The sequence below is a fragment of the Microbacterium sp. P26 genome (assembly GCF_023712585.1).
GTDB lineage: Bacteria > Actinomycetota > Actinomycetes > Actinomycetales > Microbacteriaceae > Microbacterium > Microbacterium algihabitans_A.
Genome location: NZ_JAMAXZ010000001.1, coordinates 716,618 through 733,071 on the forward strand (window position 1 = coordinate 716,618; position 16,454 = coordinate 733,071).

The 16,454-nt window shown below is 70.9% G+C and carries 18 protein-coding genes and 1 tRNA gene; 10 read left to right on the plus strand and 9 right to left on the minus strand.

Annotation, left to right across the window (positions count from 1 at the left end; translation table 11 throughout):
- The first annotated feature begins 48 nt into the window (after positions 1 to 48).
- On the plus strand, positions 49 to 999 hold the full coding sequence (locus M3667_RS03350; RefSeq protein WP_251504887.1) for a DUF5937 family protein: 951 nt from the start codon (positions 49 to 51) through the stop codon (positions 997 to 999).
- Here M3667_RS03350 and ligD read toward each other — a convergent pair.
- Positions 996 to 2,021 carry a non-homologous end-joining DNA ligase gene (ligD, locus tag M3667_RS03355; RefSeq protein ID WP_251504890.1) on the minus strand — a complete coding sequence of 342 codons (1,026 nt, stop codon included), beginning with the start codon at positions 2,019 to 2,021 and terminating at the stop codon, positions 996 to 998. The genes M3667_RS03350 and ligD overlap by 4 nt on opposite strands.
- Before the next feature lie 896 nt (positions 2,022 to 2,917).
- Between ligD and M3667_RS03360 the strand changes: the two genes are divergently transcribed.
- Positions 2,918 to 3,544: a DUF1684 domain-containing protein gene (locus tag M3667_RS03360; protein ID WP_144829350.1), complete on the plus strand. Its 627-nt coding sequence runs from the start codon at positions 2,918 to 2,920 to the stop codon at positions 3,542 to 3,544.
- Between the two features lie 217 nt (positions 3,545 to 3,761).
- Here M3667_RS03360 and M3667_RS03365 read toward each other — a convergent pair whose 3' ends face one another.
- The 3 genes from M3667_RS03365 to M3667_RS03375 all read right to left on the minus strand — a co-directional run bounded on the left by M3667_RS03365 (position 3,762) and on the right by M3667_RS03375 (position 8,688).
- Positions 3,762 to 4,871 (minus strand): SseB family protein, encoded by a 1,110-nt coding sequence (locus M3667_RS03365; RefSeq protein ID WP_251504893.1) that lies wholly within the window; start codon positions 4,869 to 4,871, stop codon positions 3,762 to 3,764.
- Positions 4,872 to 5,246: 375 nt separating this feature from the next.
- The gene (locus M3667_RS03370; protein WP_251504909.1) at positions 5,247 to 7,682 is read right to left on the minus strand and encodes an ATP-dependent helicase; all 2,436 of its coding nucleotides are present in this window, start codon (positions 7,680 to 7,682) and stop codon (positions 5,247 to 5,249) included.
- A 529-nt stretch (positions 7,683 to 8,211) separates the two neighbouring features.
- On the minus strand, positions 8,212 to 8,688 hold the full coding sequence (locus M3667_RS03375) for a general stress protein (RefSeq protein ID WP_144829359.1): 477 nt from the start codon (positions 8,686 to 8,688) through the stop codon (positions 8,212 to 8,214).
- 139 nt (positions 8,689 to 8,827) lie between these two features.
- Here M3667_RS03375 and M3667_RS03380 point away from each other — a divergent pair, with 139 nt between their 5' ends.
- Positions 8,828 to 9,238, plus strand: coding sequence for a YccF domain-containing protein (locus M3667_RS03380; RefSeq protein WP_251504912.1), 411 nt, complete (start codon positions 8,828 to 8,830; stop codon positions 9,236 to 9,238).
- A 3-nt stretch (positions 9,239 to 9,241) separates the two neighbouring features.
- Here the strand turns inward: M3667_RS03380 and M3667_RS03385 are convergent, their stop codons facing one another.
- Positions 9,242 to 10,183: a hypothetical protein gene (locus M3667_RS03385; protein ID WP_251504913.1), complete on the minus strand. Its 942-nt coding sequence runs from the start codon at positions 10,181 to 10,183 to the stop codon at positions 9,242 to 9,244.
- A gap of 222 nt (positions 10,184 to 10,405) precedes the next feature.
- On the minus strand, positions 10,406 to 10,774 hold the full coding sequence (locus tag M3667_RS03390) for a VOC family protein (RefSeq protein WP_251504915.1): 369 nt from the start codon (positions 10,772 to 10,774) through the stop codon (positions 10,406 to 10,408).
- A gap of 55 nt (positions 10,775 to 10,829) precedes the next feature.
- Here M3667_RS03390 and M3667_RS03395 point away from each other — a divergent pair, with 55 nt between their 5' ends.
- The 6 genes from M3667_RS03395 (at position 10,830) to M3667_RS03420 (ending at position 14,465) form a co-directional block, all read left to right on the plus strand.
- On the plus strand, positions 10,830 to 11,267 hold the full coding sequence (locus M3667_RS03395; protein WP_251504917.1) for a MarR family winged helix-turn-helix transcriptional regulator: 438 nt from the start codon (positions 10,830 to 10,832) through the stop codon (positions 11,265 to 11,267).
- Between the two features lie 141 nt (positions 11,268 to 11,408).
- Positions 11,409 to 12,329 carry a DMT family transporter gene (locus M3667_RS03400; protein ID WP_251504919.1) on the plus strand — a complete coding sequence of 307 codons (921 nt, stop codon included), beginning with the start codon at positions 11,409 to 11,411 and terminating at the stop codon, positions 12,327 to 12,329.
- Positions 12,310 to 13,050, plus strand: a complete 741-nt coding sequence (locus tag M3667_RS03405; RefSeq protein WP_251504921.1) for a GntR family transcriptional regulator — start codon at positions 12,310 to 12,312, stop codon at positions 13,048 to 13,050. The genes M3667_RS03400 and M3667_RS03405 overlap by 20 nt, the downstream gene beginning before the upstream one ends.
- Positions 13,051 to 13,120: 70 nt before the next feature.
- Positions 13,121 to 13,196 (plus strand) — tRNA-Met (locus M3667_RS03410).
- Between the two features lie 69 nt (positions 13,197 to 13,265).
- Complete coding sequence (locus M3667_RS03415) at positions 13,266 to 14,165, plus strand: HNH endonuclease (RefSeq protein ID WP_251504923.1); 900 nt, start codon at positions 13,266 to 13,268, stop codon at positions 14,163 to 14,165.
- Between the two features lie 75 nt (positions 14,166 to 14,240).
- Positions 14,241 to 14,465, plus strand: a complete 225-nt coding sequence (locus M3667_RS03420; protein WP_144829382.1) for an RNA-binding S4 domain-containing protein — start codon at positions 14,241 to 14,243, stop codon at positions 14,463 to 14,465.
- Between the two features lie 83 nt (positions 14,466 to 14,548).
- Here M3667_RS03420 and M3667_RS03425 read toward each other — a convergent pair whose 3' ends face one another.
- The 3 genes from M3667_RS03425 to ykgO form a co-directional block, all read right to left on the minus strand.
- A complete protein-coding gene (locus M3667_RS03425) occupies positions 14,549 to 14,845 on the minus strand; it encodes a hypothetical protein (protein ID WP_251504925.1) in 297 nt (98 codons plus the stop codon).
- Positions 14,842 to 15,150: a metalloregulator ArsR/SmtB family transcription factor gene (locus M3667_RS03430; protein WP_251505075.1), complete on the minus strand. Its 309-nt coding sequence runs from the start codon at positions 15,148 to 15,150 to the stop codon at positions 14,842 to 14,844. Before M3667_RS03430 ends, M3667_RS03425 begins: the two co-directional genes overlap by 4 nt.
- A gap of 81 nt (positions 15,151 to 15,231) precedes the next feature.
- Complete coding sequence (gene ykgO / locus M3667_RS03435; protein ID WP_251504927.1) at positions 15,232 to 15,354, minus strand: type B 50S ribosomal protein L36; 123 nt, start codon at positions 15,352 to 15,354, stop codon at positions 15,232 to 15,234.
- Positions 15,355 to 15,434: 80 nt separating this feature from the next.
- Between ykgO and M3667_RS03440 the strand changes: the two genes are divergently transcribed.
- Positions 15,435 to 16,430 (plus strand): GTP-binding protein, encoded by a 996-nt coding sequence (locus M3667_RS03440; RefSeq protein ID WP_251504930.1) that lies wholly within the window; start codon positions 15,435 to 15,437, stop codon positions 16,428 to 16,430.
- Positions 16,431 to 16,454: the final 24 nt, after the last annotated feature.

Genomic DNA, 16,454 nt, shown 5'->3' on the forward strand with positions numbered 1-16,454 from the left:
TTGATCCAGGTACGACGGGGTCGTTCAATCGATGTAGCGTGGGGCTTCATGATCCGATACGAGTTGGACGCGGCCGACATCTCGGCGATCCGCTTCGGCATCTCGCCGTTGTCGGAGCTCGGGCTCGGTCTGCGCGCTTTCTCGCAGCCCGAGGGCTACCCCCTGCAGCGTCCGTGGCTCGAGCGGATCGCATCGGTGCGTCCGCTGCTCGATCTCGAGGTGCTGCTCGCGCTCGTTAACGATCGCAAGTGGACCGCCGACTTCGTGAACCCTCGGCCGGCTTCTCCGCTCACCTCCCTCGACGACGAACTGTCCGCGCTCGGACGCATCACGCGCGCCCACTTCACCACCGACCTCGAGCGCGTGCACGGAGAGGTGCCCGCGGTGTTCCGTGGCCGGCACGACGTGGTCATCGCCCGCCTGCAACGCGCCCTCGCCACCGCGTGGGACCTGTGCTTCGCCCCGCACTGGGCGCGCATGAGCACGGTGCTGCGCGCCGACATCGCGTACCGCGGCCGCATCGCCGCCCAGGCCGGGATGGGCGCCGTCCTCAACGGCCTCTCGGATGCCGCCCGCTACGACGGCCGCCACCTCGACGTGCGGCTGTGGAACCCCGAGATCCGCCGTCGCCCGGTGCGCGGCGACGGGCTCACTCTCGTCCCCTCCATCTTCACGGTCCGCGTATCGACCCCCATCGACGACGACCTGCCGCCGACGGTGATGTACCCGGCGCGCGGCCAGGGGGCGATGTGGTCGACGAGCGGGCAGCCCGCACCCGACGCCGTGTCCGATCTGCTCGGCCGCACCCGCGCGACCCTCCTCGCGGCGCTCGGTGAACCGGCCTCGTCCACCGATCTCGCCCTCCAGCTCGGGGTGTCCACGTCGGCGATCAACCAGCATCTGCGCGTGATGGAACGCGCGGGGCTGCTGAACCGAGCGCGCTACGGCCGCGCGGTGCTGTACTACCGCAGCGCCGCGGGCGATGCGTTGACGCCCTAGGCCTCCGGGTTCTTCGCCCGAGACGGCTGCACGCGCGGCGGCTCCCCCGGCATCTTCGGGAACTCGGGCGGGAACGGCAGCTCCCCCAGACCGTTGTCGAGGTCGCGCTGCCACCACTCCAGCAGGGTGTCGATGCGTCCGGGCTGGTCGGCGAAGCCCTTCCAGGGATCCCCGACGGATGCCAATCGCTCGGGGATCGAGCGCACGGTGAACGCGAGCGGGTCGAGGTCGTCGAGCTCGTCCCAGGCCACCGGCGTCGACACCGTCGCGGTCGGCAGCGCCCGCGGTGAATACGCCCCGGCCATGGTGCGGTCGCGGTTCGCCTGGTTGAAGTCGACGAAGATCCGCTCGCCGCGCTCCTCCTTCCACCAGTTGGTGGTCACGGCATCCGGCATCCGTCGCTCCAACTCGCGCGCCGCCGCGATGACCGCGTGCCGCACGTCGAGGAACTCGTGGGTCGGCTCGATCGGGCAGAACACGTGCAGGCCGCGGTTGCCGCTCGTCTTGATCCAGGGCTCGAGCCCGGCCTCGCGCAGCACCGCGCGCAGCTCGTGGGCGGCGGTGACGGCCTCGGCGATGCCCGTGCCCGGCTGCGGGTCGAGGTCGATGCGCAACTCGATCGGGTGGTCGGGGTCGGTCGCGAGCGAGGCCCAGGGGTGGAACACGATCGTGTTCATCTGCGCCGCCCACACCGCCGACGCGATCTCGCCGAGGAAGAGCTGCGGATGCCGGCGCCCGCTGTTGTACGTCACGGTCACGGCCTCGACGAAGTCGGGCGCGCCCTTCGGCGGGTTCTTCGAGAAGAAGGCTTCACCCCCGACGCCCTCGGGGAAGCGCTCGAGCGACACCGGCCGGTGCCCGTTCGCCGCGATGAAAGGGTCGGCGACGGCGATCAGGTACTCGGCGAGCTCGCGCTTGGTGATTCCCACCTCGGGCCACAGCACGCGATCGGGGTTGGAGATGCCGACCTCGCGCTCACCCTCGGGTCCCGGAACGGTCAGCGTGATGCGGGGGGATGCCATGCCCCGACGCTAGTGCGCGGGCCGGGGCCGTGTCTGCCCCGTTGCGGGGGTTCGGGCGGGGTGGCGCTTCTGCGGGACGCCGCTGCAGTTGGGCGCCGCTCCTGCGAGGCGTCGCTGCCGTTCCGGGGCGCGCTCCGTGGCCCCGGGGCGTCAAAAGTGGCCCCGGGGCCACCTGCGCACGGCATCCGGACACTCCCTGGCGCCCTCGCGCGGCCCGGGCACCGCATCCGCCCCCTCGGGCACACTGCATCCGGCGCGGATCGGGGCGCCATCCGTGGCCCCGGGGCGACAGAAGTGGCCCCGGGGCCACCTCCACGCAACACCCGGGCGCCAAGCGGCGCGTGTCCGGCCCGGGCCCACCGCATCCGCCGCGGATCGGGGCGCCATCCGTGGCCCCGGGGCGGCGAAAGTGGCCCCGGGGCCACCTGCGCACGGCATCCGGCACTCCCTGGCGCCCTCGCGCGGCCCGGGCACCGCATCCGGCCTGGGCCACACCGCATCCGGCGCGGATCGGGTCGCCATCCGTGGCCCCGGGGCGGCAAAAGTGGCCCCGGGGCCACCTCCACGCAACACCCGGGCGCCAAGCGGCGCGCGTGCCCGGCCCGGGCCCACCGCATCCGGCGCGGATCGGGGCGCCGTCCGTGGCCCCGGGGCGACAGAAATGGCCCCGGGGCCACCTGCGCACGGCATCCGGACACTCCCTGGCGCCCTCGCGCGGCCCGGGCACCGCATCCGACCCCTCGAGCACACTGCATCCGGCGCGGATCGGGGCGCCGTCCGTGGCCCCGGGGCGACAGAAATGGCCCCGGGGCCACCTCCACGCAACACCCGGACGCCCGGCGGCACCCATGTCCAGCCCGAGCCCTGGCATCCGGCACCGTCCTACGCTCGAGGGCATGACCACCGCTGCTGGCCGCACCGCCCTAGACATCGTCGACTGGCGCCGCCGCGTTTTCGCGCTGTACGACGCGGTGCGCGAGGCCGACGACCCCGAAGACGCGCACGAGCTCTGGCGGATCGAGCGCGATGCGCTGTTCGCCGACCATCCCGCCACTCCCCTGCTTCCGGAGCAGCGGGACGGATTCGTCGGCCTGCCCCTGGCTCCCTACGATGCCGCGTGGCGGTTCGAGGTGCCACTGCTCGACGCCGACGAGGCGTCGTTCGTCGCGACGACGGGCACCGACGGCGAGGTCGGCTTCGAGCGGATCGGCCGTGTCGAGCTCCCCGACACCGGCTCCCTCGACGTATGGCGCCTCACCTCGTACGGCGGTGGCCTGTTCGTGCCGGTGCGCGACGCGTCGGCCGGACGCCCGGGCGGAACCTACGGCGGCGGACGCTACCTGCTCGACACGATCAAGGGCGCCGACCTGGGCACGGGTTCCGCGCCGGACACCCTCGTGATCGACTTCAACTTCGCCTACAACCCGTCGTGCGCGTACGACCCGATGTGGGCCTGCCCGCTCGCGCCCGCGGGCAACGTGCTTCCGGTCACCGTGCCCGTGGGCGAGCTGTACGGCGTCTGAGCGGTCACAACTCCGGAGAAACGGCCCCACTCGGGCCGGAGCACCGCGGCGGGGACGGCACCGCCCGGCGAATCTCCGGAGTTGCGCACGGGCGCAAGCGCAGTCACGCCGCGCGCACCCGCGGGCACCGTAGCGGCCGCACGGTCGCAGGCCGACGGCTTCGGCCTGGAGAGTGCCGTGAGGCCGACGGCTGCGCCGGCCCCACGGCATCCGGAAACTACGAAGCGGGCGTTTCGTCGACCTCGGCCAGGGCGATGAGCGGCGCGAGCTCGTCGCGCGTCATGCGGATCCACGGGCCGGCGGCGTCGATCAGGATGCCGGTGAGCCCGCCGTCGGTGGCCAGCGCCTTCGACAGCTGGGCACGCTTGATCGGCAGCGGCTGGTCGCCGCGACCGAGGGCCAGCAGCTCGAGCGGGTGCGTGAAGACCTCGAGGAAGCGCTCGCCCGCAGCCGACCGCGACTCGGCGACACCGATGGGGCCGTCTTCGCCCGCGCGGTTGACGGCGATCCACAGCGGCGCGTCGGCGATGATCGCGTCGACGATGGCGCCGGGCGTCTCGTCGCCGCGGGTCTCGCAGAGCAGAGTCTTGATGCGCAGTTCGGGGTCGGCCTCGGTGACCATGCGCTCGAGCAGGGCCGAGGGGAGCACGGCGCGGTGCTCCTCTGACGCGGGGTCGAGGATGATGCCCGCGTAGGGTCCGGCGAGCACGTGCCGCAGGAGCGCCATGATGGGCTGGCCCATCGCCGAAGTGTCGCGATCTCCGTCGGCGTCGACGCTCGCACGCAGCGCGAGTCCGCCCGTGTACGCGAGCACGAGCTGCTCGTCACCGCGGTTCGCGACGGCCAGCGGCAGGTCCTTGCCCTCAGCCACGAGGGCGCGCGCGTCGCCCTTCACCCGCAGGAAGACGTGCCCCTGCAGCAGCTGACGAGCGACGTTGAGCAACTGGTTGGGCTCGGGCTGACCGTTGATCTCGGCGAGGGCGTTGCCCAACAGCACGTTGTCGCGCAGACCCGGAACCGTCTCGGGAGCCTCCGGCGCCTCCATCGCTCCGGGCTGACGCGCCGAGGGGCGGTCGGCCACCGGCGGGGCGTTGGTCAGCTGGGGTGCTGCCTCGGGGGCGGCGCCGACGCCGCGGAACGACGACATCGAGATGCCGACGGTCGGAGTCGCCGGAGCAGGGGCCGCGTCCGCGGAATCCGCTGCGGGAGCGGCGTCGCTGGGACCGGCAGGATCGACGGGCTGTTCGCCCGGCTCGATCGCGGAGTCGGGACGGGCGGCCGATGCGTCGTCGGAGTCGGACTTCTTGCGGCGCGAGAAGAGAGCCATTGTTTCAGCCTAGCCGGGGCGTTCCCTTGGGCGGTCCGCGGGGCGCGCGCCGTGTGGTCGGCGCCGCGGCCCCTGTGCGGGGTCGGCGGGGTTCGGGTGCGGATTGGCGTGCGGCGTCGTGGCGGGGTCGGCGGGGTTGGGGTGTGGGGTTGGGGTGCGGGTTTGGGGCGGGATCCGCAGTTCGGGGCGAGAATTCTCCGCCCCGAACGCAAGAACGCGCCCCAAACCCGGAGGCCTGAGGCCCGGCGCGCTCCGACCGCCACCGCGATCCCCCCGCGGGGCGCGCCAGCGCTGTTCGGGGCGGATTCCGCAGTTCGGGGCGGATATTTCACGCCCCAAACGCAGGAATCCGCCCCAAACGGGGAAGCCGGGCCGTCAGAGTTTGGTGATCGGCGCGATCTTGATGAGCAGCTTCTTCGGCCCGACCGAGTCGAACCGCACGTGGGCCACGCGCTTCGCCCCTTCGCCGGTCACGGCGTCGACACGACCCTCGCCGAAGTCGTCGTGGCGGATGCGGTCGCCGGAGGCGAGCTCCATGTCGCCGTTGTCGCGCACCTTCGCCGGGATGCGGTTGGGGAACTTGCTCGGGTCCGCCGGCGCGCGCTTGGGCAGCGGCACGAGGTCGTCGCCGTAACGGTTGCCCCCGGCCCCCGGCTGGCCGGGACGCCGACCGCGGGCGTTGAGCGCGCGCGACTGCGAGCCTCCGCGACCATTCACGTCGCCGGGCGACTGCCTCCAGTCGATGAGGTCGGCCGGGATCTCCTGCAGGAATCGGCTGGGCATCGCGACCGTCACCTCGCCGAACTGCGCGCGGGTCATCGCGAGCGAGACGTGCAGGCGCTTGCGGGCGCGGGTGATGCCGACGTAGAACAACCGTCGCTCCTCCTGCGGACCGCCCGGCTCGTTCGCCGAGATGCGGTGCGGCAACAGGTCTTCTTCGACACCGGTGAGGAAGACCGCGTCGTACTCGAGGCCCTTCGCGGTGTGCAGCGTCATGAGCGACACGGATCCGGACGCGTCGTCGAGGTCGTCGGCGTCTGCCACGAGGGTGACCTCGGTCAAGAAGTCGATGATCGTGCCCTCGGGGTTGTTGCGCGCGAACTCGCGGGTCACGGCGACGAGTTCGTCGAGGTTCTCGAGGCGCGCCTCGTCTTGCGGGTCTTTGCTGGCACGGAGGGCATCGAAGTAGCCGCTCTTGTTCAGCAGCAGCGTGAGGCCCTCGGTGACCGAGGTGGAGGGGGCGAGCTCTCCGGATGCCGGGAGCATGACCGCCGTGGCCTCGGTCAGCACCGCGTCGAGCTGGTCGATGGCCTTCTGCAGCTTCGGCCCGACGCCGATCTGGGCCGAGTTGGCGAGGGCGTCGCGGAAGGTGATGCCGTGCTCGGCGGCGTAGCGGGCGATCGCCGTCTCGGTGACGTCGCCGATGCCACGGCGCGGACGGTTGAGGATGCGGCGCAACGCCATCGAGTCAGCGGGGTTCGCGACGGCGATGAGGTACGCGAGCGCGTCTTTGATCTCGGCGCGCTCGTAGAACTTGGTGCCGCCCATGATCTTGTAGGGAACCGCGGAGCGGATGAAGATCTCTTCCAGCGCACGGGACTGCGAGTTGGTGCGGTAGAACACCGCGACGCCGGAGTAGGGAAGCCCCTTCTTGTGCAGGGCCTCGATCTCGTCGGCGACGAACTGCGCCTCGTCGTGCTGCGAGTAGCCGGTGAAGCCGATGATGGGGTCGCCCGCGCCGACATCGGTCCACAGCTTCTTGTCTTTGCGGTCGAAGTTGTTCGCGATGACCGCGTTGGCAGCCGAGAGGATGTTCTGCGTCGACCGATAGTTCTGCTCGAGCAGCACGACCTTGGCGCCCGGATAGTCGCGCTCGAACTCGCTGATGTTGCGGATGTCGGCGCCGCGGAACGCGTAGATCGACTGGTCGGAGTCACCGACGACGGTCAACGAAGCGGCGTCTTCACCCGCGGGCTCCGCGTCGAAGATCATCATGCCGCCCGACGAGAACGGCTCGGCATCCGCCCCCGGTGCCCGGGTGAGCTCGTGGATGAGCGCGTACTGCGCGTGATTGGTGTCCTGGTATTCGTCGACCAGGATGTGCCGGAACCGCTTCCGATAGCGGTCGGCGACCTGCGGAAACGCGCGGAAGAGGTAGACCGTCTGCGCGATGAGGTCGTCGAAGTCGAACGCGTTGGCCCGCTGCAACTCGCGCTGGTACGAGCCGAAGATCTCGACGAACACGCGCTCGGCGGGGTCGCTCATGTTCGCGGATCGCGCGTATGACTCGGCATCCGCCAACTCGTTTTTCAGCTTCGAGATGCGGCTCTGCGTGCCCGCCGGGGTGAGGCCGAACGAGTCGCCCTCGTGCTCTTTGACGAGGCGCTTGATGAGCGCACGCGAGTCACCGGAGTCGTAGATCGTGAACGACTTCGTGAAGCCGAACTGCTCGGCCTCTCGCCGCAGGATGCGCACGCATGCCGAGTGGAACGTCGAGATCCACATGCCGTCGGCCTTCTGCCCGATGAGCTGGTGCACGCGCTCGCGCATCTCGCCGGCGGCCTTGTTGGTGAAGGTGATCGCGAGGATCTGGCTCGGGTACGCCTCGCGCGTGCGCAGCAGCGACGCGATGCGGCGCGTGAGCACGCTGGTCTTGCCCGAACCTGCGCCCGCGACGATCAGCAGCGCCTGCCCGCGGTAGGTGACGGCCTCGCGCTGGGGGCCGTTCAGGCCCTCGAGCAGGTCGGCGTCGGGGCGGGCCGACGACGGCGCGGGGCCGTCGAAGATGAGTGGCGTGGAAGCATCGGTCATGGCGGATCAAGTCTAGGCGGGGCCTCCGACATCGGCCCCCGGCGGGCTCCCTCTCGCGGTTCGGTGCGCGCGGGGTGGCCCCGGGGCCACGTTCAGTGCCCCGGGGCCACGCCCGACGCCCCACAACCGCGCGGCAGGCCACGCGCAACGCCCAGGGGCCACGCCCGACGCCCCACAACCGCGCAGCACGCCACGCGCAACGCCCCGGGGCCACGCCCGACGCCCCACAACCGCGCAGCACGCCACGCGCAACACCCCGGGGCCACGCCCGACGCCCCACAACCGCGCAGCACGCCACGCGCAACACCCCGGGGCCACGCCCGACGCCCCACAACCGCGCAGCAGACCACGCGCAACGCCCCGGGGCCACGCCCGGCGCCCCACAACCGCGCAGCAGACCACGCACAACGCCCCGGGGCCACGCCCGACGCCCCACAACCGCGCGGCAGATCACCCGCAGCACCCCGGGGCCACGCCCGGCGCCCCGAAACCGCGCGGCACGCGCCGCCGCGTCACCGGCCCGGCCGGCTCAGACCCGCTCTTCGCCCGCCGCGCCGGCCGACAGCAGCGACTGCGCGCGGGCCAGGTGCTCGGCATCCACCGTCACGTCCCATCGCTCGGCCTCGAAGCCCTGCACCGACGAGAAATCGCGGCGACCGCCGGTCATCGCGTGGCCGACGAAGCCGAAGACCGCGCCCCACACCGCTCCGAGCACGAGGCCCAACAGCAGCAGCCCGAGGAATCCGGTCGGGGTCAGCAGACCCACGAGCACGCCAATCATGAGGCCGAACCACGCGCCCGACGCCGCGCCCAGCAACGCCGCGCGCCCGCGGGTGAGCCGGCCGGTGATCTGCTCGACGATGCGCACGTCGTGACCGACGATCGCGGTGTGCTCGACCGGGAATCCGGCATCCGACAGCCGGTCCACGGCGGCCTGCGCGCCGGTGTAGTCGCTGAAGCTCGACAGGACGCGGCGCTCGGGGGTGGCGCGGGTGATATCGGACATGACGGTTCCTTCCCTCGGTGGCCTCACGCTAACCCCGCCGACCGAGCACGATGGGGCGCTTGCGCGGCGCGCGAGCAGCGATTAGTCGCCGAGAGTCAAACCCCGGATGCCGCGCCGCTGCGCCCGCGACAATGGAGGCATGCACGTGATCCTCAACGTCCTCTGGCTCGTGCTCTCGGGCTTCTGGCTCTTCCTCGGCTATCTCGCTGCCGGGATCGTGCTGTGCGTGCTGATCGTCACGATTCCGTGGGGCATCGCGTCGTTCCGCATCGGCCTGTACTCGCTGTGGCCTTTCGGGCGCGAGATCGTCGCCAAGCCCCGCGCGGGCGTCGCGTCATTCCTCGGCAACGTCGTGTGGGTGATCCTGGCCGGCTGGTGGCTCGCCCTCGGCCACATCTTCACCGGCCTGCTGCTGTGCGTGACGATCATCGGCATCCCGCTCGGCATCGCGAACTTCAAGCTCGTGCCGGTCTCGCTCATGCCCCTGGGCAAAGAGGTGCGCGAGATCCGTCGCGGCGGACCGTTCGATGCGACCCTCGGTCGTCGCTGACGCTCAGCCTCGACGGCTGCGGTCGTAGACGCGCTGCGGCAGGGCGAGCACGACGCCCACCACGGTGATGACGGCGCCGACGACGGCGGCGACCGTGACGACCTCGACCGGCAGAGCGCCCTCTCGTACGGCCGTCATGCGCGCCAGGTCCCAGGGCAGCACGCCGATCTGCTCGTTCCAGGAACGCAGCGCGTCGCCGACACCGAGCAGGGCGATGGTGGTCGCCGGCAGCGCGTAGCCCACGCCCACGCCGGCGAGCGCGACGCCCACGGCGCGGCGACGGCCGAGCTGGGCAGACAGCGACCAGCCCGCGGCGACGAACACCCAGGCGATCAGGGCGAACGCGATCGCGAGGTACGCGATGCGCACGATCGGCGACGACCACAGCGCCGGCCAGATCCCCTCGGGCCCCGACAGGGCAATCGCGATCAAGGCGAAGACGCAGCGCAGCACGAGGGCGCCACCGACGGCCGCGATGATCGGCCAGGGCGAACGGCGGCCGAGCAGCAGTCGCACCACGGCGGCGAAGAGCAGCCAGCCGCCGATCGCGACGAGCACGCTCCACAGGCCGTCGCGCGGCGCCTGCACGACGCGGGTGGCCACGAGCAGACCGCCGGGCACGATGATCATGAGCCAGCGATCGAGCGGCAGCACGCCGAGGGTCGATTCGCGCGCCCGCCAGGGGCGGGTCGAGGCGATCCACGATGCGCGGGCCGCGGCAGCACCGGGGCGGCGCACCAGACTCGTGCGGGCCGCGACCATGCCGATCACCAGCCACGCCGCACCGAGTGCGAAGAGGAAGCGAGCGAGCCACTCGGTCGTGGCGTCGACTTCGGCGGGCTGCCGGGCGAACGGATCGACGATCGCGGCGAGGATCACGCCGAGCACGAGCAGGACTCCGGCGTAGGTCAGGGCCATCATGCCTCGCCCCGCCGTCGTCGCCATGCACCTACGTTACCCGCCGGTGGCACCGCTCCCGGACGCGGGGCCGCGCCAGGCCCCACCCCTCCCGTCGTGCGGACGCCATCGCCGACACACCGACTCCACGGCATCCGGAAACGGCGTGTCGACCCTCTGATCCGCGCGACGGTCGCGGCCCGGCGACCCGCGGCGGATCAGAGATGAAAGGCCCCGGATGCCGCGAACCCGCCCGACCCGATCGAGACCTCAGCCGCGGTCGTGAAGGGTGACGTGGTAGCCGTCGGGGTCGGCGAAGGTGAACGTCCGGCCGAAGGGGCCGTCGATCGGGTCCATCACGATGCGGTGGCCGTCCGCGGCGAGTTCATCGTGGATCTCCCGCACGCCGGTGGCGTGGAGCCACACGGCGACGCCGATTCCCGGCTGGGCGACGCCGGTCAGATCGGTGCCGGGGGCGAGGTCGCGCAAGGCGAAGGCGATCGGCGCCGTGTCGAAGACGACGGCGTGGGGCGGGCCGGCGGGCGAGCGCCGCAGGCCGAGGTACTTCTCGTAGAAGGCATGTGCGGCGGCGAGGTCGCGCACCTGGAGGGAAAGGAAGTCGGGTCCGGTGACGGGCATGAGGTTCTCCTCGCGTGTCAGTTATCTGACATCAACTGTATGTCAGAATACTGACATGACGCAAGAGGCGATCAACCTGAACACCTCCCTGGGCTACCTCCTCAAAGACGCGGCGAGCGCACTGCGCGCGGCGATGGAAGACGTGCTGCGCCCCCTCGGAATGACGGTCACGCACTACTCGTGCCTCGAGTTGCTCAAGCAGCGACCCGGCCTGTCGAACTCCGACCTCGCCCGTGGCGCCTTCGTCACCCGCCAGTCGATGAACGTGCTGCTGCAGACCCTCGAGCGCGAGGGCATCGTCGAGCGCGCGGATGCCGCGCCGGTCGGCAAGGCACTCCCCACGCGCCTCACGGCGAAGGGTCGCGCCGCCCTCGAGGAGGCGAGCGCCGCCGTCCGCGGCGTGGAGAAGAAGATGCTGAGCGGCATGACGGATGCCGAGCAGAAGGCGGCCCTGGTGGCCCTGCGCTCGATGGTGACCTCGCTGCGGGGGTGAATTCGTCGCCGCGAGCACAACGGCGGGGATCCCCGTCGACACGCCGCCGCCAACGCCCCCGTACGGCTCGTCGTGCGAAAGGTCCGCCGTTGCGCACAGCCGGTGACTGCACGCCAGCGCAGATTGTGTAACAATCCATCCATGCTTCCCGCTCTCGCGATCCTCGCCGCGGCGCTGTGCTTCTCGACCACCGGCACCGCCCAGGCTCTCGCGGGGGTCGACGCCTCTCCCCTCGCGGTCGGAGCCGCGCGCATCGTCGTGGGCGGCGGCATCCTGGGACTGCTCGCCCTGCTCCGCCGGCGCCCGGCGTCCGCGCACGCAGCATCGCGCGACGTGACATCTCGCGGCTCGGTGGCAGGCCTCATCGCCCTCGGCGCGGTCGGGGTGCTCGCGTACCAACCGCTCTTCTTCCTCGGCACGCGCGACAACGGTGTCGCGATCGGCACCGTCGTCGCGCTCGGTTCGGCGCCCATCGCGACGGGGATCGCGGATGCCGTGCGCCTCCGCCGCGCTCCCTCGAGCCGCTGGATGCTCGCCACCGCCATCGCCCTGGCCGGAGTGATCCTCGTGTCGGGCGTCACCGGCGGAGCGGTCGCGCTGACCCCCGGCGGCCTGCTCGCGTCGGCCGGCGCGGGAATGTCGTACGCCCTCTATACGGTGTGCGGCAAGGCGCTGATCGAGAGGGGGTGGGATTCCACGCGCGTCATGGGCACCGTCTTCGGCGTGGCCGCCCTCGCGAGCGCACCCGTGCTGCTGCTCGCCGGCAGCGCGTGGCTGCTGACCCCGAACGGCCTCGCGCTCGCGCTGTGGCTGGGCGTCGTGACGACGACGGTCGCGTACGTGCTGTTCGGATGGGGCCTCGCCCGCCTGAGCGCGGTGACCGTGTCGACGCTCACTCTGGCCGAACCGTTGGCCGCGACGCTGCTCGGACTCTTCGTGCTGCACGAGCAGCTGACCCCCGTGAGCGCGGTCGGCCTGACCCTCATCGCCGTGGGCCTCGCCGTGGTGTCGGCCCCCTCGCGTCGGCGTGAGGGGGTTCCGGATGCCGCGTCCCCAGCCTGACGCCCACCACGCCGCCGACGCAGGGTCGAGCGCGGCCGAACACTCCCCCGCTGACGGGGGAACAAGGCCCCCGCATCGACCCGGCACCCCGGGCCCGCGCGCGGCGGACCTGCTCGCCGACACGGTGCGCGCCGCCATCCTCGCGGGAGAGCTCGCCCCCGGCACTCCCCTGCGCGAAGAAGAGCTGAGCGCGACGCACGGCGTCTCGCGCCACACCGCCCGCACCGCGCTCGCGACGCTCACGAGCGAGCGCCTCGCGGTGGCCGAGCCCTACCGCGGCGTGCGCGTCTCGCTGCTCGACGACGACGCCCTCATCGCTCTGCAGCAGCTGCGCTGCGCCCTCGAGACCGAGGCGTTGCGGATCGTCCGTGACCGCGGCATCCGCCCACCCGACGTCGACGCGGCTCTCGACGAGCTCGCGACGGCGGAGGCAGCGGACGATTGGCCCGCCACGCTCGCCGCCCACGCGCGTGTGCATCTCGCGCTGGTCGACGCCGCGAACAGTCCCCGCATCGCGGAGGAGTACCGCCGCCTCGACTCCGAGATGCACCTGCTGCTGACCCACGTGCGACCGGCCTACGCCCCGGGCGCGCTGACCACCGAGCACCGGGCCTACGTGGCCGACGCCCTGCGCGACCCCGCACGTGCGGTGCGCGCGCACCTCGACCACTCGACGCGGGCGATCCTCGACGGCCGCAGCGCGCGTTCGCCCCGCATGTGACGACACATCGCGTCACGCTTCGCAACGCCCACTCGCGCGGTTCATGGCCCGCGTTAGCGTGGGGTCACATCGCGGCGATCCGGGCGGTCCCGGGCCTCGGCTCATAACCGAAGGCGTGGCGGGTTCGACTCCCGCCGTCGCGTCCACTTCTGGTCGAGATTGCCTGCATTCGCGGGCGAAAATGCAGCCATTCATTCGGCTACGGTGAGATTTCGATGTACACGCTCTCACCCGCATCTTTCTCGCGTCTATCGCAGGTCACGCCGACGGCGTCCGCCGCTTCGACGACCGTCGTCATTGTCGTCTTCGTCGTCCTGGCGCTGGCCGCCGCCGTGGTCGCGGCCGTCTTGGTCATCCGCGCACGGCGCCGTCGGATTGTCGCGGATACCAGCACGGCTCTTTCAGAGCTCACGACGCTCAACATTCGCTACGCGGAGGCAGTGACCCCGTTGTCCGTCATTCGTCTCGACTTCGGATTCCGTGCTCCCACAAAAGCCAAGTTCGATCAGTTCGATCTCGACGGCTTCGGGCGGTCGAACGTTCTCGAGCAGGAGACTGCACTCGAAAAGGCGATCGCGGTACGCAGGACTGTTCTCCGCACATACTCGATGTATTCGGATGACGTCGTCACTCTTGGCGGGCAGCACATCGGTCACAGTTCCGACGACCGCTTGCGGAGCGACACCTACCTGAAGATCGAAAAGAGTCTCTTCAACAAGCGGATTTTGGCCCGTCCGACACCGCTCGCGAAGGTCGAAATCTCTGCGACGTACACGAGCCCTCAGGGCCGCAATAGCTATGCACGCTCCACGGTGTGGGACTTCGACGAACTCGCTCGAAACCTTTCGACCGCGCAGGCGATCCGGGCCGAGCGAGGCACCGTTTCATATCTCCGCAGCAAAGAACGCAGCCTGCTCACCTCTCGTCTGCGCGCGGACATTCTCCGCCGCGACGGATATCGCTGCCGAATGTGCGGAAGAGCCGCCGACCATGGCATCACGTTGCATGTCGACCACATCATCCCTATCAGTCGAAACGGCCGCTCGATCCCCGAGAATCTGCAGACCCTGTGCCAGGACTGCAATCTCGGGAAGAGCAATCGCTTCGTCGGTTGAGTTCACCTATATATCTTCAGAGCACTCGGTAATCACAAGAAGCCTGCGCGGGCCGGAGCCTGCCAGACTGGACGCATGACCTCCCCCGCCCCCGAAGACGTCCCCGTCGGCAGCGAGGGCATCCGCCTCGGCCAGTTCATGAAGTTCGCCAGCATCCTCGACTCCGGCGGAGACGTCAAAGAGGCCATCATCGACGGCTACGTCGAGGTCAACGGCGAGGTCGACCGCCGGCGCGGGCGCCAGCTGCAGGTGGGCGACGTCGTGACTTTCGAGGGGCGCTCCTTCCGCGTGCAGGCCTGATCCGGGGCACGCGAAAGGCCCGCCACCCCGACGGGGAAGCGGGCCTGAAAAGCACCCCGCGCGCGACGGGATGCCGCTCGAGCTCAGTGCTCGTCGTAGTGGTCGCTGTGCAGCGCGTGGCGGTGGCCGTCGTGTACGTAGTCGGCGTGGTCGTCGTGCTCCACCTTCTCGTGGCCGCAGTCGTCCCCGTGACGGTGCTCGTCGACGCCGTGCTCGGCCTTCGACTCGTGCTCGTCGTAGTGGTCGCCGTGCAGGGCGTGGTGGTGCGTGCCGTGCACGTAGTCGACGTGGTCGCCGTGCTCGATCTTCTGGTGGCCGCAGTCGTCGCCGTGGGCGTGCTGGTCGACGCTGTGCTCGGCGTGGGTTTCGGCAGTGCTCATGATTCTTCTCCCTGGTCACTCGGTTCTTGGACGTGGGCGATCGCGTCGAGCACGACGTGAGCGACGTGCTGGTCGGCAAGGGCGTAGCGGATCTCTTTGCCCTCGCGCTCCGAGCTCACCAGTCCCGCCTGCCGCAGCGTTCGCAGGTGTTGCGACACCAGCGGCTGCGACAGGGCGGACTGCTCAGCGAGCACTCCGACCGTGAGCGGTTCTCTGCTCAGCAGCCAGACGAGCGCCAGACGCGACTCGCTGCCGAGGGCCTTGAACAGCTCGGCAGCGTCTTCGAGCCCCGCGATCTTGTCCACACGGTCCACAACACCACACGCATAAACGAATTGCAATGTGTTTGTGTTGTCGGGAACGGTTCTCGTTCGCGTTATCGGCGCCTAGCCCTGTCGACCCTTGAAGCGGGGGTTGAGCTTGTTGATGACGAACACCTTGCCGCGGCGCCGAACGACCTGGGCCCCGGGCTGCTTCTTGAGCGACTTCAGTGAGGCGCGAACCTTCATGGGATCCTCCTTGTTGATAACGATTCTCATGTACACGATAGAGTGATCCGAGCCCCACCGACGAACGAGAGGCGGATGCCATGCCCCGCACGATCGCCATCATGGGCGTGTGCGCGCCCGAACGCCGTGCCTACGCCGAGCGCACCGCCGTCGCGCTCGCGCGCCCCCTGCACCTGCTGCGCTACGCCGACCTGCGCGTCTCGCATGCCCTTCCGCTTCCCCGCCCGCGCGCCGACGACCCGTCCGCGGTCGTCGATCTGGGCGCCGACGTCGACCTCATCCACGCCCTCACGGCGCGCGGAGGAGCGGAGGTTGAGGCAGTGTGCGTCGTCGACGCCCGCCACATGATCGGCGACCTCCTCGACGACGCCGCCCTCACGGCATCCGCAAAGCCCGGTGACACCCGCGGCGACGTCGGAGCTCGCGCTCGACAGGCGGCGCTGGCACTGGAGCTGGCGACGCGCATCGTCTGGGTCAACTGGGAGCGCGTGCCCACCCACGCTCTCGCGGTACAGATGGCCCTCGCCTCGCACCTGAACCCGGCCGCCATCGTGCGGCTCTCGCGCGACCCGCTGAGCGATCTGCAGTCCGAGGCCTCGCACGAGGGCGAGATGCTGGAACGCGCCGGGTGGGTGCGCGCCTTGAACGACGAGCACGACCCCTACATGCACGACAACCGCGTCTTCACGCTGCGCTACGAGCAGGTGCGGCCGTTCCACCCCGCCCGTCTGTCGACCGCGCTCGACCGGCTCGACGAGGGTGCGGCCGGACGCCTCGTACGCTCCGCGGGTTTCTGCCGGCTGGCATCGCGGCCCGGCATCCTCGCGCGGTGGGAGCACGTCGGCTCCGCGATGTGGCTCGAGCCCCTGGGCGCCGACGACGGCCGCATGGGGCTCGGGCAGGAGATCGTGTTCACCGGTCTCGACCTGTCGGCCCCGCGTCTCGCCCATCTGCTCGACGCTGCCGCTCTCACCGACGACGAGCTGGCCGCCGGCCCGTCCGCGTGGGCGCAGTACGACGACCCGCTGCCCGCGTGGCCCGTGGTGAACTCGTCGATTCCGGATGCCGACGACTGACGCGCCGCGCGCACTGCCCGTGTG

Coding starts and splice junctions, on each gene's coding strand:
- M3667_RS03365 (WP_251504893.1), bottom strand. CDS start 4,871: ATGGCTCTCTTCTCGCGCCGCAAGAAGTCCGACTCCGACGACGCATCG.
- M3667_RS03390 (WP_251504915.1), bottom strand. CDS start 10,774: ATGCCCGTCACCGGACCCGACTTCCTTTCCCTCCAGGTGCGCGACCTC.
- M3667_RS03395 (WP_251504917.1), top strand. CDS start 10,830: ATGACGCAAGAGGCGATCAACCTGAACACCTCCCTGGGCTACCTCCTC.
- M3667_RS03370 (WP_251504909.1), bottom strand. CDS start 7,682: ATGACCGATGCTTCCACGCCACTCATCTTCGACGGCCCCGCGCCGTCG.
- M3667_RS03385 (WP_251504913.1), bottom strand. CDS start 10,183: ATGGCGACGACGGCGGGGCGAGGCATGATGGCCCTGACCTACGCCGGA.
- M3667_RS03405 (WP_251504921.1), top strand. CDS start 12,310: ATGCCGCGTCCCCAGCCTGACGCCCACCACGCCGCCGACGCAGGGTCG.
- M3667_RS03420 (WP_144829382.1), top strand. CDS start 14,241: ATGACCTCCCCCGCCCCCGAAGACGTCCCCGTCGGCAGCGAGGGCATC.
- M3667_RS03425 (WP_251504925.1), bottom strand. CDS start 14,845: ATGAGCACTGCCGAAACCCACGCCGAGCACAGCGTCGACCAGCACGCC.
- M3667_RS03380 (WP_251504912.1), top strand. CDS start 8,828: ATGCACGTGATCCTCAACGTCCTCTGGCTCGTGCTCTCGGGCTTCTGG.
- M3667_RS03375 (WP_144829359.1), bottom strand. CDS start 8,688: ATGTCCGATATCACCCGCGCCACCCCCGAGCGCCGCGTCCTGTCGAGC.
- M3667_RS03360 (WP_144829350.1), top strand. CDS start 2,918: ATGACCACCGCTGCTGGCCGCACCGCCCTAGACATCGTCGACTGGCGC.
- M3667_RS03415 (WP_251504923.1), top strand. CDS start 13,266: ATGTACACGCTCTCACCCGCATCTTTCTCGCGTCTATCGCAGGTCACG.
- M3667_RS03440 (WP_251504930.1), top strand. CDS start 15,435: ATGCCCCGCACGATCGCCATCATGGGCGTGTGCGCGCCCGAACGCCGT.
- ligD (WP_251504890.1), bottom strand. CDS start 2,021: ATGGCATCCCCCCGCATCACGCTGACCGTTCCGGGACCCGAGGGTGAG.
- ykgO (WP_251504927.1), bottom strand. CDS start 15,354: ATGAAGGTTCGCGCCTCACTGAAGTCGCTCAAGAAGCAGCCCGGGGCC.
- M3667_RS03350 (WP_251504887.1), top strand. CDS start 49: ATGATCCGATACGAGTTGGACGCGGCCGACATCTCGGCGATCCGCTTC.
- M3667_RS03400 (WP_251504919.1), top strand. CDS start 11,409: ATGCTTCCCGCTCTCGCGATCCTCGCCGCGGCGCTGTGCTTCTCGACC.